14 protein-coding genes are annotated in these 14,194 nt (G+C 44.8%); 12 read left to right on the top strand and 2 right to left on the bottom strand.

Annotated features, from left to right (window positions below):
• Nucleotides 1-2: 2 nt before the first annotated feature.
• The 7 genes from gatC to AB5916_RS04115 all read left to right on the top strand — a co-directional run bounded on the left by gatC (nt 3) and on the right by AB5916_RS04115 (nt 7,389).
• Nucleotides 3-296: an Asp-tRNA(Asn)/Glu-tRNA(Gln) amidotransferase subunit GatC gene (gene gatC, locus AB5916_RS04145; RefSeq protein WP_158420293.1), complete on the top strand. Its 294-nt coding sequence runs from the start codon at nt 3-5 to the stop codon at nt 294-296.
• Between the two features lie 11 nt (nt 297-307).
• Complete coding sequence (gene gatA, locus AB5916_RS04140; RefSeq protein ID WP_173726632.1) at nt 308-1,780, top strand: Asp-tRNA(Asn)/Glu-tRNA(Gln) amidotransferase subunit GatA; 1,473 nt, start codon at nt 308-310, stop codon at nt 1,778-1,780.
• Complete coding sequence (gatB, locus tag AB5916_RS04135; protein ID WP_368189359.1) at nt 1,777-3,216, top strand: Asp-tRNA(Asn)/Glu-tRNA(Gln) amidotransferase subunit GatB; 1,440 nt, start codon at nt 1,777-1,779, stop codon at nt 3,214-3,216. Before gatA ends, gatB begins: the two co-directional genes overlap by 4 nt.
• A gap of 58 nt (nt 3,217-3,274) precedes the next feature.
• Nucleotides 3,275-4,498, top strand: coding sequence for an LL-diaminopimelate aminotransferase (locus AB5916_RS04130; RefSeq protein ID WP_368189358.1), 1,224 nt, complete (start codon nt 3,275-3,277; stop codon nt 4,496-4,498).
• Entirely contained in the window at nt 4,495-4,821 is a 327-nt protein-coding gene (locus tag AB5916_RS04125; RefSeq protein ID WP_158420297.1) for a cupin domain-containing protein, read from the top strand. The genes AB5916_RS04130 and AB5916_RS04125 overlap by 4 nt, the downstream gene beginning before the upstream one ends.
• 136 nt (nt 4,822-4,957) lie before the next feature.
• Nucleotides 4,958-6,226, top strand: a complete 1,269-nt coding sequence (locus AB5916_RS04120) for a M18 family aminopeptidase (protein ID WP_368189355.1) — start codon at nt 4,958-4,960, stop codon at nt 6,224-6,226.
• Nucleotides 6,223-7,389 (top strand): M20 family metallopeptidase, encoded by a 1,167-nt coding sequence (locus AB5916_RS04115; protein ID WP_368189354.1) that lies wholly within the window; start codon nt 6,223-6,225, stop codon nt 7,387-7,389. Before AB5916_RS04120 ends, AB5916_RS04115 begins: the two co-directional genes overlap by 4 nt.
• Before the next feature lie 18 nt (nt 7,390-7,407).
• On the opposite strand, the gene AB5916_RS04110 is transcribed toward AB5916_RS04115, so the two are convergent.
• Nucleotides 7,408-8,352: an AEC family transporter gene (locus AB5916_RS04110; protein WP_368189352.1), complete on the bottom strand. Its 945-nt coding sequence runs from the start codon at nt 8,350-8,352 to the stop codon at nt 7,408-7,410.
• Nucleotides 8,353-8,480: 128 nt separating this feature from the next.
• Here AB5916_RS04110 and AB5916_RS04105 point away from each other — a divergent pair, with 128 nt between their 5' ends.
• From AB5916_RS04105 to ilvC, 3 genes are all read left to right on the top strand, one after another.
• Nucleotides 8,481-9,539, top strand: a complete 1,059-nt coding sequence (locus AB5916_RS04105) for a tyrosine-protein phosphatase (RefSeq protein ID WP_368189351.1) — start codon at nt 8,481-8,483, stop codon at nt 9,537-9,539.
• Between the two features lie 131 nt (nt 9,540-9,670).
• Nucleotides 9,671-10,168 (top strand): acetolactate synthase small subunit, encoded by a 498-nt coding sequence (gene ilvN, locus AB5916_RS04100; RefSeq protein WP_158420302.1) that lies wholly within the window; start codon nt 9,671-9,673, stop codon nt 10,166-10,168.
• A gap of 102 nt (nt 10,169-10,270) precedes the next feature.
• Nucleotides 10,271-11,290: a ketol-acid reductoisomerase gene (gene ilvC / locus AB5916_RS04095; protein ID WP_158420303.1), complete on the top strand. Its 1,020-nt coding sequence runs from the start codon at nt 10,271-10,273 to the stop codon at nt 11,288-11,290.
• 41 nt (nt 11,291-11,331) lie between these two features.
• Here the strand turns inward: ilvC and AB5916_RS04090 are convergent, their stop codons facing one another.
• Nucleotides 11,332-12,204, bottom strand: coding sequence for a LysR family transcriptional regulator (locus tag AB5916_RS04090; RefSeq protein ID WP_158420304.1), 873 nt, complete (start codon nt 12,202-12,204; stop codon nt 11,332-11,334).
• 154 nt (nt 12,205-12,358) lie between these two features.
• Here AB5916_RS04090 and leuC point away from each other — a divergent pair, with 154 nt between their 5' ends.
• Together leuC and leuD are read left to right on the top strand one after the other, a co-directional pair.
• Complete coding sequence (gene leuC, locus AB5916_RS04085; RefSeq protein ID WP_158420305.1) at nt 12,359-13,627, top strand: 3-isopropylmalate dehydratase large subunit; 1,269 nt, start codon at nt 12,359-12,361, stop codon at nt 13,625-13,627.
• 13 nt (nt 13,628-13,640) lie between these two features.
• The gene (gene leuD / locus AB5916_RS04080) at nt 13,641-14,132 is read left to right on the top strand and encodes a 3-isopropylmalate dehydratase small subunit (RefSeq protein WP_158420306.1); all 492 of its coding nucleotides are present in this window, start codon (nt 13,641-13,643) and stop codon (nt 14,130-14,132) included.
• The last annotated feature ends 62 nt before the right edge of the window (nt 14,133-14,194 follow it).

The raw sequence follows: 14,194 nt of genomic DNA, 5'->3' as shown, positions 1-14,194 counted from the left end.
AAATGGCAAAGATCATAGATGACGAAACAATGGAAAATGTATGCATTCTGGCAAAGCTGTCCCTTTCCGGACAGGAAAGAGAAAAGGCTAAGGCTGATATGCAGAAAATGCTGGATTATGTTGAAAAGCTGGATGAACTGGATACATCTGGTGTGGTACCACTGTCTCATATTTTCGGGAATGCTAATGTATTCCGTGAGGATGTGGTGACAAATGGAGATGAAAGCGTGGCAATGCTGAAGAATGCACCAAAAGCAAAGGATGGACAATATCAGGTGCCCAAGACCATAGGATAGGAGAGAAAACCATGGATTTGGAAAAAATGACAGCGCTGGCTCTGGCGGAAAAGATCAAACAGCATCAGATCAGTGTGGTTGATGGTGTAAAGACTGTGTTTGACCAGATCGAGAAAAAAGAAGACAGAGTACATGCGTATCTGGATTTATATAAAAAAGAAGCATATACGAGAGCAAAACAGGTAGAAAAAGGAATTGCAGACGGCACTTATACAGGCCCGCTTGCAGGTGTGCCTATTGCAGTAAAAGATAATATCTGTGTACAGGGCAAGCCTGCTACCTGTGCTTCAAAGATTCTTGAAGGCTTTGAGCCTCAGTACCAGGCAGAGGTGATCGATCGGCTGGAAAAGGCAGGGATGATCATTATCGGAAAAACAAATATGGATGAGTTTGCTATGGGAAGTACCACAGAAACATCTGCTTACGGAATCACAAGAAACCCATGGAATCTGGAGCATGTACCCGGTGGTTCTTCCGGCGGCTCTTGTGCAGCGGTAGCAGCAGGAGAAGCGTACATGGCATTGGGCTCAGATACCGGTGGTTCGATCCGTCAGCCCAGCTCTTTTTGCGGAGTAACAGGCCTGAAACCGACCTATGGTACAGTTTCAAGATATGGACTGATCGCTTACGCATCTTCCCTGGATCAGATCGGACCTGTAGGAAAGGATGTAGCAGACTGTGCAGCACTTCTTCAGGTGATCGCAGGTCATGATCCTAAGGACAGTACATCCCAAAAAAGAGAAGATCTTAATTTTATGGAAGCTTTAAATGGAAAGATCACAGGTATGAAATTTGGTGTTCCAAAAGAGTATCTGGCAGAGGGAATTGATCCGGAAGTAAAGGCTGCCTTTATGGAAGTGCTGAAAACACTTACAGAGCTTGGGGCAATCGTTGAGTTTTTCTCAGTAAAAACAATGGAATATATGATCCCTGCTTATTATATCATTGCCAGTGCAGAAGCCAGCTCCAATCTGGAGCGCTTTGATGGGGTGAAATATGGATACAGGGCAAAAGAATATGAAGGTCTTCATGATATGTACAAGCGTTCCAGAACAGAAGGCTTTGGAGAAGAAGTAAAAAGACGTATTATGCTTGGCTCCTTTGTACTTAGTTCCGGATATTACGATGCATATTATCTGAAGGCTTTGCGTACAAAAGCTTTGATCATGCAGGAATTTAACCAGGCATTTGAAAAATATGATGTACTTCTTGCCCCGGCAGCACCTTATACAGCACCAAAGATCGGAGAAAGCCTGAAGGATCCGCTGGCTATGTATCTGGGAGATATTTATACAGTTGCAGTTAATCTGTGCGGATTGCCTGGGATTTCTGTTCCTTGCGGCAAGGACCACACAGGGCTGCCTATCGGCGTACAGATGATCGGTGACTGCTTTATGGAGAAGAAGATCCTGCGCGCAGCACATGCATATGAGCAGGCAAGAGGAGATTTTGGAACTCCGGAAGAAGGAGGTGCCAGAGCATGAAACAGTATGAAACAGTGATCGGTTTGGAGGTTCATGTAGAGCTTGCTACCAGAACAAAAATATTCTGCGGTTGTTCTACCGCATTTGGAGGAGCACCAAATACACACACTTGTCCGGTATGTACCGGTATGCCAGGCTCTCTTCCTGTATTGAATAAAAAAGTAGTTGAATTTGCATTAAAAGCCGGGCTTGCAACGAATTGCAGCATTAACCAGTATTGCAAATTTGACAGAAAGAATTATTTCTATCCGGATAACCCTCAGAACTATCAGATTTCCCAGCTGTATCTGCCAATCTGTTATGACGGCTGGGTAGAGATCCAGACTTCTGCAGGCAAAAAGAAAATCCGTATTCATGAAATGCACATGGAAGAGGACGCAGGAAAACTGATCCATGATGAATGGGAAGACTGTTCTCTTGTAGATTACAACCGAAGTGGTGTGCCGCTGATCGAGATTGTTTCTGAGCCGGATATGCGAAGCGCAGAAGAAGTGATCGCATACCTGGAAAAGCTGCGCTGCACCATGCAGTACCTGGGCGTTTCTGACTGTAAGCTACAGGAAGGATCTATGCGTGCAGATGTAAACCTTTCTATCCGCGAGACGGGTTCTGAAACATTTGGAACAAGAACAGAGATGAAGAACCTGAACTCTTTTAAAGCAATTGCAAGAGCGATTGAAGGGGAACGGGAGCGCCAGATCGAGCTTCTTGAAATGGGAAAACCTGTAGTGCAGGAAACAAGAAGATGGGATGATAACAAAGAATCTTCCCATGCTATGCGTTCTAAGGAAGATGCAAAGGATTATAGGTATTTTCCAGATCCGGATCTTCCACCCATTCATATTTCAGACCAGTGGATCCAGGATACGAAGGCACAGCTTCCGGAATTCCGTGAAGAAAAGCAGCAGCGTTATCAAAAGGAATACGGGCTTCCGGCTTATGATGCGGAAATCCTTACAGAATCCAGGCATCTTGCGGATTTGTTTGAAGAAACAGCCACGCTGTCCGGGAATCCGAAAAAAACAGCAAACTGGTTTATGGGTGAGGTGCTTCGTCTTGTAAAAGAAAAGGGAATGGAGCCGGAAAAAGTGCACTTTAGTGCAAAGCATCTTGCAGATCTGCTGGATATGGTAGAGAAAAAACAGGTTAGTGCCCAGAATGCAAAAAGGGTATTTGAAAAAGTGTTTGACCAGGATATTGATCCTGTGGTATACATTGAAGAGAAAGGTCTGAAAATTGTTGAAGATACAGGCCTGCTTAAAAGTACTGTGACCAGGATCCTGGATGAGAATCCGGAACCTCTTGCCCAGCTTCTTGAAGGTAAGGATAAGGTTATGGGCTACTTTGTAGGACTGATCATGAAAGAATTAAAGGGAAAAGCAAATCCGGCAGGTGTTCGGGAGGCTCTTGCTGATGAGATCAGCAAACGAAAATAAAATTAAAACAAGCCAGGAGGCCATATAGCAGCAGGCTCCTGGCAGGCAGGAGATATTTATGGTAACAGTAAATCACAATTATATTAAATTACCGGGCAGTTATCTTTTTTCAACCATCGGTAAGAAAGTAAAAGCATATCAGGCAGAGCATACAGATGCAAGAATCATAAGTCTTGGGATTGGAGATGTGACCCAGCCTTTGGCACCGGCGATTATCGATTCCCTTCATAAGGCTGTGGAGGAGATGGCTCATGCAGAGACTTTTCGCGGCTATGCACCGGATCTTGGCTATGATTTTCTGAGAAATGCCATTGCAAAAAACGATTATCAGGATAGAGGGTGTCAAATCTGTGCTGATGAGATTTTTGTTTCCGATGGAGCCAAAAGTGACTCAGGAAATATCCAGGAGATCTTCGGACTGGATAATAAGGTGGCAGTCTGCGACCCGGTTTATCCGGTGTACGTGGATACTAATGTTATGGCAGGACGTACAGGTTTTTACAATACACAGCGTGAGAATTTTGACGGGGTGATCTACATGCCCTGCAGGGAAGAGAATGGCTTCCTGCCGGAGTTGCCGGAAGAAGTGCCGGATCTAATCTATCTTTGTTTCCCTAATAACCCCACAGGTGGTGCTATTACAAAAGAGGGACTTCAGCAATGGGTGGATTATGCCAACAAAAACGGCTGCGTGATCATTTATGATGCAGCCTATGAAGCATATATTTCTGAAGAGAATGTACCACATACTATTTATGAGTGTGAAGGTGCAAGAACCTGTGCTATCGAGCTTCGCAGCTTTTCCAAGAATGCAGGTTTTACAGGTGTGCGGCTTGGCTTTACCGTAATTCCAAAGGAACTGGTCCGTGATGGTGTGGCACTTCATGATCTGTGGGCAAGACGTCATGGCACTAAGTTTAATGGTGCTCCTTACATCGTACAGCGTGCAGGGGAAGCTGTATATTCTACGGAAGGCAAGGCACAGTTAAAGGAGCAGGTAGGCTATTATATGAGGAATGCTAAAACGATCCGGGAATCTCTTGCAAATGCAGGCTTTTCCGTTTCAGGTGGTGTGAACGCTCCGTATATCTGGCTGAAAACACCAGGGAAAATGACATCCTGGGAGTTTTTTGATTATCTGCTGGAAAAAGCAAATGTAGTAGGAACTCCTGGTTCCGGCTTTGGTGCTCAGGGCGAAGGATATTTTCGGCTTACTGCGTTTGGTACCTATGAGAATACGCTGGAGGCAATCAGCAGAATTGAAAAGGAGGTTTCATTATGAAGGTAAGCCGTATTGAGCATATGTGCGAAGGAAATGGCCATGTGATCATTAAGGAGATCCTGGAAGAGCCATATCTTGCAGGGAAATGCGGTCTGTATGCAGAAGTAACACTGGAGCCGGGATGCTCGCTTGGTTATCATGAGCATCATGGGGAAAGTGAGACCTATTATATTCTTGCAGGTCAGGGAGAGTATAATGATAATGGTGCATATCGTCCGGTGAGTGCCGGGGATATTACCTATACTTCATCAGGCAAAGGTCACGGATTATCAAATACAGGTAATACAGATCTTGTTTTTATGGCACTGATCATAAAAGACTGACGGACAGGCTGTTGTACTCAGGAGGTACAGCAGCTTTTTTATGTAATAGGCACATTAAGTGCTGTATCCTTCCGGTTGCGGCCAAATGGAATGTAGCGTATAATCAGAATATCATACGGATGAGGAGATTTTGGATATGTACAGAAAAAATGCTGAAAAGTTACTTGAATTTATAAAGAAAAGCCCTTCTGCATTTCAGGCAGTGGAACAGATGAAGAAACGCCTTTTGAAAAAGGGCTTTACAGAATTGTCTGAAAAGGAATGCTGGGACATCCATCCGGGAGGCAGATATTTTACAACAAGGAATCATTCCGCACTGGCTGCTTTTTCCATACCGGAAGAAGGGGCAGACCATTTTCACATACTGGCAAGCCACAGTGATTCTCCTGCATTAAAGATCAAAGAGAATCCGGAGATAAATGTAGAAGGAATGTATGTGCGCCTGAATGTGGAACCCTATGGAGGAATGCTGATGGCACCCTGGTTTGACAGGCCTCTTTCTGTGGCAGGACGTGTGATCGCCAGGGAAAAGGGGGAGATCCGGCAGATCCTGGTGGATATGAATGAGGATATGGCTTTGATTCCCAGTCTTGCCATACATATGAACAGAGAAGCCAATAATGGATACAAATATAATGCACAGAAGGATCTTTTGCCCTTATACGGACTTGGAGATGCAAAGGGCAGCTTTATGAAGCGGATCGCGCAGGCAGCAGGTGTAAAAGAAAAAGACATTCTTGGTCATGATCTGTTTCTATACCCAAGAACTGAGGGCAGTATCTGGGGACCTGAAGAGGAATTTGTTTCCGCTCCAAGGCTGGATGATCTGCAGTGTGCTTTTGCCTCCCTGGAGGGCTTTCTGAAGGGCAAAAAAGAAAATTCCATCTGTGTCCACTGTGTGCTGGACAATGAGGAAGTTGGCAGCAGTACCAAGCAGGGGGCAGCTTCTACCTTTTTGAAGGATTGTCTCCTTCGTATTTATCTGGGCCTTGGAAAAAGCTATGAAGAATATTTGGCTGCAATGGCTGGAAGCTTTATGATCTCTGCTGATAATGCCCATGCGCTTCATCCAAATTATGCTGAAAAAGCAGATCCTGTGAATCGTCCAGTGATCAATGGAGGAATTGTGGTGAAATATAATGCAAACCAGAAATACTGCACAGATGGTCTTACAGGCGCTGTGTTTAAGGATCTTTGCCAGCAGGCACAGGTGCCTTATCAGATCTTTGTGAATCGTTCTGATATTGCAGGAGGTTCCACATTAGGCAATATTTCCAATAATCAAGCAGCACTCAATACGGTAGATATCGGGCTGCCGCAGCTTGCCATGCATTCCTGCTTTGAGACAGCAGGGGTGAAAGATACTACTTATCTGATCCAGGCAGCGGAGGAGTTTTTCAGTTGAAAAAAACAGAGTTTTCACAATATGAGGAGGAAGTGATCCGTCTTCGGCGGCACTTCCATCAGTATCCGGAGCTTGCTTTGCAGGAGTTCCAAACTTCTGCATTTATACAGAAATATCTGGAAGAACTGGGGTATCAGGTCAGGCATGTGCCGCCTACAGGTTTGATCGCAGAGCATCCCTGTATGAAAAACAGAGAAAAAATGGTGGTTCTGCGGGCAGAAATGGATGCACTTCCTGTGCAGGAGTGTACAGGTCTGGCCTATGCATCCAGGAATAAAGGCTGTATGCATGCCTGTGGTCACGATGGGATACTGGCAGTGGCTTTGACTCTGGCAAAGATCCTTTCCGGGCAAAAGGATTTTCCTGTGGCTGTCCGCTTTTTGTTTGAGCCGGCAGAAGAGATTGGAGAGGGTACGGTACGGATGCTGGATGGGGGAGCTCTTGACAAGGATAAGGGCAGGAAAGCTGACGGATTTTTAATGTTCCATTATGCCTGTGACCAGCCCCTTGGTATGGCAGTCCACAAAGGGCAGGCCTCCGCTATGATCGGCAAAATGGAAATTCTGATAAAAGGAAAGTCCAGTCACTGGTGTCAGGCGGAAAAAGGGATTGACAGTATTTATGCAGCTGGTCTTGTCGTCCAGAAGGTTCATGAGATCAGCCGCGATTATGTGGGAAAAGGACCTCATGTTGCCGGGATCGGCACCATACATGGCGGGGAATATCCTAATATTATTTCAGATCAGGTGAAGCTGGTGGGAAATATCAGAGCCTGCTATAGAGAGGATTTTGAACAATTAAAAAAGGCCCTGGAGCAGGCCTTCCATAAGGTGGAAGAAGTAACCGGGGCACAGGTATGTTTAAGCTTCCCAAAAGATCCGGTGCTGCCCTTTGCCAATGACCCTACTCTTACTGCCATAGCAGCAGACACAGGAAGAACAATATTCGGATCCCATTTTCTGCTGGAGGGAGAAGATGAACTTTTTCTTACAGGAGATAATGCATATCGGTATTATCAACAGACAAAAGGACTATTCTGCGTTTTTCTTGCAGCAGTTCCCGGAGAGGAGCATCCATTTCATCATCCGAAGTTTCAGATCGATGAAAGGATCCTTCTTCCTAGTGTGCAGACCCTTTATGAGATTATAAGAAAATATGTATAACAGGCATTCGGGAAAGACTTAAAGCATACCCAGGGAACGGCACAGGAACAGCCAGCCGGTAAGGGTAAAGGAACTTAGCAAGGTGGTAAGCATAACTACACCTGAGGTAAAGGAACCTTCATAATCCGTATTTTTCGCCATAATATAACAGCTGATAGTAGTTGCAGATCCAAGCATGATCAGAATGGCCGCCAGTTTGTCTTTAGTAAAACCGAAATGCATGGTTGCCGGCAGGAAAAGTGCTGTATATCCAACCAGCTTCAAAAATGTGCAGGCAAGTACTGCACGGATCCTGGAAAATGCTTTTCTGAATTCAAGTGCGCCGCCCATTGCCATCAGTCCCAGAGGTGTGGCAGTTTTGGCCAGATTTCCAACGGTAGTAGAGAGAATTTTAGGCATAGGAAGGCGGAGCAGGGACCAGATGGAGCCGGCAACGATCCCAAGGATTATGGGATTGGTGGCAATCCCTTTCAGAGTGCGTTTGATCACTGGCATGGAAATTCCTGAATTGCCAGGACGGAACAGACACAGTACAGTGACTGCCATAATGTTATAAAGAGGTACGCTGGCAACGATCATAAGGGGAGCCATTCCTGCATCTCCATACATATTCTGGATAATGGCAATACCAAGCACAGCAGCACTGCTCCGATAGGATGCCTGGACAAATTCCCCCTGAATATCCCTGGGTTTTAATAGAAAGGAAAAGCCTATTGAGATCAGGATGCTGATCAGTGTGGCAAAAAAACAGAAAAGCACCATCTTGCCGTCCCATACGCTGTAGATGTCCATATCTGCAATGTCCTGGAAAAGAAGAGCAGGAAGGGCCGCTTTAAAAACAAATTTGTTCATTTTGCTTACAAAAGACTCATCAAAAAGTCCGGCTTTTCTGAAAAAAAGTCCCAACATTAAAGTAAGAAAGATAGGAATCGTTGCATTAAGACAAAAGATCAGATTTTCCATTTTAGTATTTGTTCCTTTCTGTAGTAAGATGTGTGGTGGTTTTATTATAGCCTTACAGTGGGAATTGTCAAATTTTCCGGAATGTGTTATTCTTTCGGAGTATAGCAAAATGGAGGAAGATTGTATATATGAGATACGGTAAGATACGTATAGAAGATGGTTATCTGGCATACAGCCGCCACATGATGCTGAACAGCCTTCCCTGTAAGGACATTGTGTGGGCTTATATGCGTCGGGAGGGAGACGATTCCCCCGGAGGAAGTGTGAAACAGATCATTTCCAACTATCTGGTTGTTGTTACCAAGCGTAAAAAACGTTATATGTTTGACATGACAGAGAAAGAGGTACAGGAATGTCTCCGCCTTCTGAAAGCTCTGAACCCGGAGATGGCAGTTGGCTTTCCAAGAGGTGGCAGGCTTCCGTTGCAGTCCCTTCCCAATACCAGGGATCTGGGGGCATTGACTGCCAGGGATGGCCGGCATATCCTGCCAAGAAAGCTTCTGCGCAGCGGAGAACTGTATCATGCTTCACAGGCTGATAAGCAGCTGCTTACAGAAGAGTATCGGGTAAAAACCGTGGTGGATTTCCGCTCCAATACTGAGCGAAAGGAAAAACCGGATGTGATCCTGCGAGGTGTGGAATATTACCACATTCCCATTTTGGATGAAGAGAATCTGGGGCTGTTTGGAGAAGGCAGGGTTTGTAATCGGCTTTTGACCTACCAAGGAGACGGTGAAAAGTACATGGATCAGATGTATGAGAATCTGATCCGTGACCGTTACTCTGTGAATCAGTATGCCAGATTTTTAGATGTATTGATCCGTCATAAAGAAGGGGCAGTGCTCTGGCACAGCTGGGACGGCACGGGCAGGGCAGGAGTGGCCACGGCTCTTTTGCTTTGTGCCCTTGATATTCCGGAGGACACTGTAAGAGAAGATTTCATGCGTTCCAATGCCTATTTGGAAGCAGAGCTTCAGTATATGCTTTTATATTTGGAAGCAATGGGCATGGACAGCCCCAGGGTTGCCGAGAATATGAGTATCTTTTTCAGAGTAAAGGAATCCTATATTGATCGTGTATTTCAGATCATCCGCCAGGAATACGGTACTGTGGAACGTTTCCTTAGAAGAGGCTTGTATCTTACTCCAAGAGCGGTGGAAGAGCTTAGAGATAAGTACCTGATTTGACTTTTGAGCCAGGAATTAAAAATTTTTAATGAATTAATGCAATAAAGTGGCATTTCGCATTGACAAACAGAATTTTGTTGCTATAATGATAAAAAAGTAAAAAGCCTATAGGTGGCGGGAGGGAGTCGATTTTGCAGAAAAGAATTTTATCTTTGCTGGTAGACAACACTTCCGGTGTGCTGAGCCGGATCGCCGGTCTGTTCAGCCGCCGCGGCTATAATATAGACAGCATTACTGCAGGAGTGACAGCAGATGAGAATTTTACACGCATTACAGTAGTATGCAGTGGTGATGATGCCATTCTGGGTCAGATTACGAATCAGCTTTCCAAGCTTGTGGATGTAAGGGATATTAAAGTTCTGGATCCACAGCAGAGCGTTGTTCGTGAGACAGTGCTGGTAAAAGTTGCAGCGAAGCCGGAGCAGCGTGATGGGATCATTTCAGTGGCCAATATTTTCAGGGCAAGCATTGTTGATGTTAGCAGAGATTCTCTGGTCGTTGAAATGACAGGAAGCAAGAGTAAGCTGGAGGCCTTTATCGATCTTATGGGAGACTATGAGATACTGGAGCTGGCAAGAGCCGGTGTGACAGGACTTTCCAGAGGCAGCGGAGGAGTTTGCTACTTTTAAACAGAGAAAGCCCACAGAAGCAGTTCGCTAGGAGATGTCTGTATCCCAGGGTATTGGGCATACTCTTAACAATATATAGACAAACAGTAGGAGGAAATAATAATGGCAGCAAGAATTTTTTATCAGGAAGACTGTAACCTTTCTTTGCTTGAGGGTAAAAAAATTGCAATCATTGGTTACGGCAGCCAGGGTCATGCACATGCACTGAACTTAAAGGATTCAGGATGTGACGTGATCATCGGACTTTATGAAGGAAGCCGTTCCTGGAAGAAAGCAGAGGAGCAGGGCTTTAAAGTATACACAGCAGCAGAGGCTGCAAAGCAGGCTGATATCATTATGATTCTGATCAATGATGAGAAGCAGGCAGATATGTATAAGAGAGACATTGAGCCGAACCTGGAAGAAGGCAATATGCTGATGTTTGCTCATGGCTTCAATATTCATTTTGGATGTATCGTGCCTCCGAAATTCGTAGATGTTACTATGATCGCTCCTAAGGGACCTGGCCATACAGTAAGAAGTGAGTATCAGGCTGGTAAAGGTGTTCCGTGTCTGGTAGCTGTAGAGCAGGATTACACAGGCAAAGCTCTTGATATGGCACTTGCATATGCACTTGGTATCGGTGGAGCAAGAGCCGGAGTTCTTGAAACTACTTTCAGAACAGAGACAGAGACAGACCTGTTTGGTGAGCAGGCTGTACTTTGCGGCGGTGTATGTGCCCTGATGCAGGCTGGATTTGAGACTCTTTGTGAGGCTGGATATGATCCGAGAAATGCTTACTTTGAGTGTATCCATGAGATGAAGCTGATCGTTGACCTGATCTATCAGTCCGGATTTGCAGGTATGAGATATTCTATCTCCAATACTGCAGAGTATGGCGATTATATTACAGGACCAAAACTGATCACAGAAGATACAAAGAAAGCTATGAAGAAGATCCTTTCCGATATCCAGGATGGTACTTTTGCAAAAGAATTCCTGCTTGATATGAGCCCGGCAGGCCGTCAGGTTCACTTCAAAGCTATGAGAAAGAAAGCTGCAGAGCATCCGTCAGAGAAGGTTGGCGAGGAGATCCGTAAACTCTACAGCTGGAATGGCGAGGACAAGCTGATCAATAACTAATCGTTATTTACAAAACAGGTTTTACCTGTCTTATATTTCAATTACCGGAAGAACTGTCTAAGGAGAGGCAGTTCTTCTTCTTTTTTTCTGCATACAAATCCTATCTGCCGTACTGGAAAGGCAAAGCCCATAGGTACTTCCACAAGAGCACCGCTTGCCAGGTCATCTTCTACAAATTCCCGGATTACACAGGCAATCCCAAGCCCGATCTTTGCAAATTGGATCAGAAGATCCATAGATGTTACCTCCAGAATATGGCTTAATTCTATACGGTTTTCTTTTAAAAGGGAATTTACTGACTGGCGGGTGATATTATCTTCATCCAGCATCATAAACGTTGCCGTATGGATCAAAGGTTCAGAAGGGAAAAGCTGCTGCTGGTTTTTCAGATATTGTCTGGTTGCCACAAAGGTATCCTGGATACCAAGCAGTGGACGGAAATGATAACCGGTAAGCTTATGGGGTCTGCCGATCAGTCCAAGATCGATCTTGTTGTCATCCAGAAGTTTCAGAGTCTGATAAGTGGACTGGCAGGAAATATTAATACGTACCTGAGGGTTCACAGAGATGTAGTTTTGAAGATAGGACATAAGTACGTATTTACACAAGGTGGAGCTGGCTCCAAGCCGCAGCCTTGGGATCTCTCTGGAATGATTATGAAGGATGGATTCTTCTCCTTCTCCAAGTAAAGAGAAAGCTTCTTTTACTTTTTCGTAAAGAAGTTGTCCGTCTGCAGTCAGTTCCACTCCTCTTGAATTACGTTTGAAAAGAACGGTATCCAGATTCTGTTCCAGCTTTTTGATGGCATGGCTGATGGCGGGCTGGCTGATGTACAATTCCCTGGCTGCCTGTGAAATATTTCCGGTACGGCCGGTAGCATAAAAAATGTGGTATAGTGAAAGATTTTCCTGCATAAAAGCTCCTTCCATAAATAATATTTATAGCAAGTATGATAAATATGTATTTTCATTATAGCAGAAGCTGTGATAGAATACCAATATAAATTCAAGTCGAGCAGCCGGGAGAAAGTGGACAGCTGCACAGAAATGTTACAGGAGGAATATGAGAATGGGAATGACAATGACACAGAAAATTTTGGCAGCTCATGCAGGACTGGATCATGTGGAAGCAGGACAGCTGATTGAAGCAGATCTGGATCTGGTGCTGGGAAATGATATTACTTCACCAGTGGCTATTCATGAGATGGACAAAATGACTGTTGATACAGTTTTTAATAAAGACAAGATTGCACTGGTAATGGATCATTTTATCCCAAACAAAGATATCAAATCTGCAGAACACTGCAAATGTGTCAGAGAGTTTGCCTGTCGTCATGATATCACCAATTATTTTGATGTGGGACAGATGGGAATTGAGCATGCGCTGCTTCCTGAGAAAGGTCTTACGGTTGCAGGTGACGTAGTGATCGGTGCGGATTCACATACTTGCACCTACGGCGCACTGGGTGCATTTTCTACTGGTGTGGGAAGTACGGATATGGCAGCTGGTATGGCTACCGGAAAAGCATGGTTTAAAGTTCCGGCAGCTATTAAATTTAATATTGTGGGCAAACCAAAGAAATGGGTCAGCGGAAAAGATGTGATCTTACATATCATCGGCATGATCGGTGTGGACGGAGCACTTTACAAGTCTATGGAGTTTACCGGTGAGGGGATTAAGAATCTTTCCATGGATGATCGTTTTACAATTGCAAATATGGCGATCGAGGCAGGAGGAAAGAACGGTATCTTCCCTGTAGATGAGCTGACCAAGCAGTACATGAAGGAGCATTCCGTAAGAACGTATAAGATTTATGAGGCAGATGAGGATGCAGTTTATGAAGCTGAGTATACCATCGATCTTGGTGAACTGGAGCCTACCATTGCATTCCCACATCTTCCGGAGAATACGAAGACTATTTCACAGATCACAGAGCCTGTTGTGATCGATCAGTCTGTGATCGGCTCCTGCACAAACGGCCGCATTGATGATCTTCGTGTGGCAGCTCAGATCCTGAAAGGACGTAAAGTAAAAAAGGGCGTGCGCTGCATCGTGATCCCGGCAACTCAGGCCATCTACCTTCAGGCTATGGATGAAGGCCTTTTGAAGATCTTTATTGAAGCAGGTGCAGTTGTAAGTACACCTACCTGTGGACCTTGTCTTGGCGGTTATATGGGTATCCTGGCAGCAGGCGAGAGATGTATTTCCACTACCAACCGTAACTTTGTAGGCCGTATGGGTCATGTGGATTCAGAGGTATATCTGGCAAGCCCGGCTGTAGCAGCAGCCAGTGCTGTTACAGGTAAGATTTCTGCACCGGAAGAACTGGGATTATAAGGAGGAATAAAAGATGCAGGCAAAAGGAACTGTTTTTAAATATGGAGATAATGTAGATACAGATGTAATCATTCCTGCACGTTATCTGAATTCTTCAGATCCGGCAGAACTGGCTACCCACTGCATGGAAGATATTGATAATACATTTGTGAAAAGGGTGAAAAAGGGAGATATTATCGTAGCAGATAAGAACTTTGGCTGCGGTTCTTCCCGTGAGCATGCACCTATCGCTATTAAGGCAGCAGGAGTAAGCTGTGTGATCGCTGAGACCTTTGCACGTATTTTTTACAGAAATGCCATCAATATCGGACTTCCGATCATTGAATGTCCGGAAGCGAGCAAGGGGATTGAGGATGGAGATCAGGTAGAGGTTGATTTTGATTCCGGTATGATCTACAACCGCACAAAAGGTACGGAGTTTAAAGGGCAGGCTTTCCCGGAGTTCATGCAGAAGATCATTAAAGCAGAAGGCCTTGTAAACTATATTAACAGCAAGAAGGCATAAGATTCAGCTAACTTTTCATCATACTTATACATCCTGAGAGTACGTAAGCAGAATAAATCTGG

The organism is Blautia sp. 1033sp1_1033st1_G9_1033SCRN_220408 (genome assembly GCF_040929965.1).
Lineage (GTDB): Bacteria > Bacillota > Clostridia > Lachnospirales > Lachnospiraceae > Blautia_A > Blautia_A ammoniilytica.
Note: the sequence above shows the minus strand (reverse complement) of the source record. Positions and strands in the feature narration are given on the sequence as shown.

Bases quoted from the DNA above. Each gene is read 5' to 3' on its own strand.
- gatC (WP_158420293.1), top strand. From the start codon at position 3: ATGGCAAAGATCATAGATGACGAAACAATGGAAAATGTATGCATTCTG.
- gatA (WP_173726632.1), top strand. From the start codon at position 308: ATGGATTTGGAAAAAATGACAGCGCTGGCTCTGGCGGAAAAGATCAAA.
- gatB (WP_368189359.1), top strand. From the start codon at position 1,777: ATGAAACAGTATGAAACAGTGATCGGTTTGGAGGTTCATGTAGAGCTT.
- AB5916_RS04130 (WP_368189358.1), top strand. From the start codon at position 3,275: ATGGTAACAGTAAATCACAATTATATTAAATTACCGGGCAGTTATCTT.
- AB5916_RS04125 (WP_158420297.1), top strand. From the start codon at position 4,495: ATGAAGGTAAGCCGTATTGAGCATATGTGCGAAGGAAATGGCCATGTG.
- AB5916_RS04120 (WP_368189355.1), top strand. From the start codon at position 4,958: ATGTACAGAAAAAATGCTGAAAAGTTACTTGAATTTATAAAGAAAAGC.
- AB5916_RS04110 (WP_368189352.1), bottom strand. From the start codon at position 8,352: ATGGAAAATCTGATCTTTTGTCTTAATGCAACGATTCCTATCTTTCTT.
- AB5916_RS04105 (WP_368189351.1), top strand. From the start codon at position 8,481: ATGAGATACGGTAAGATACGTATAGAAGATGGTTATCTGGCATACAGC.
- ilvC (WP_158420303.1), top strand. From the start codon at position 10,271: ATGGCAGCAAGAATTTTTTATCAGGAAGACTGTAACCTTTCTTTGCTT.
- AB5916_RS04090 (WP_158420304.1), bottom strand. From the start codon at position 12,204: ATGCAGGAAAATCTTTCACTATACCACATTTTTTATGCTACCGGCCGT.
- leuC (WP_158420305.1), top strand. From the start codon at position 12,359: ATGGGAATGACAATGACACAGAAAATTTTGGCAGCTCATGCAGGACTG.
- leuD (WP_158420306.1), top strand. From the start codon at position 13,641: ATGCAGGCAAAAGGAACTGTTTTTAAATATGGAGATAATGTAGATACA.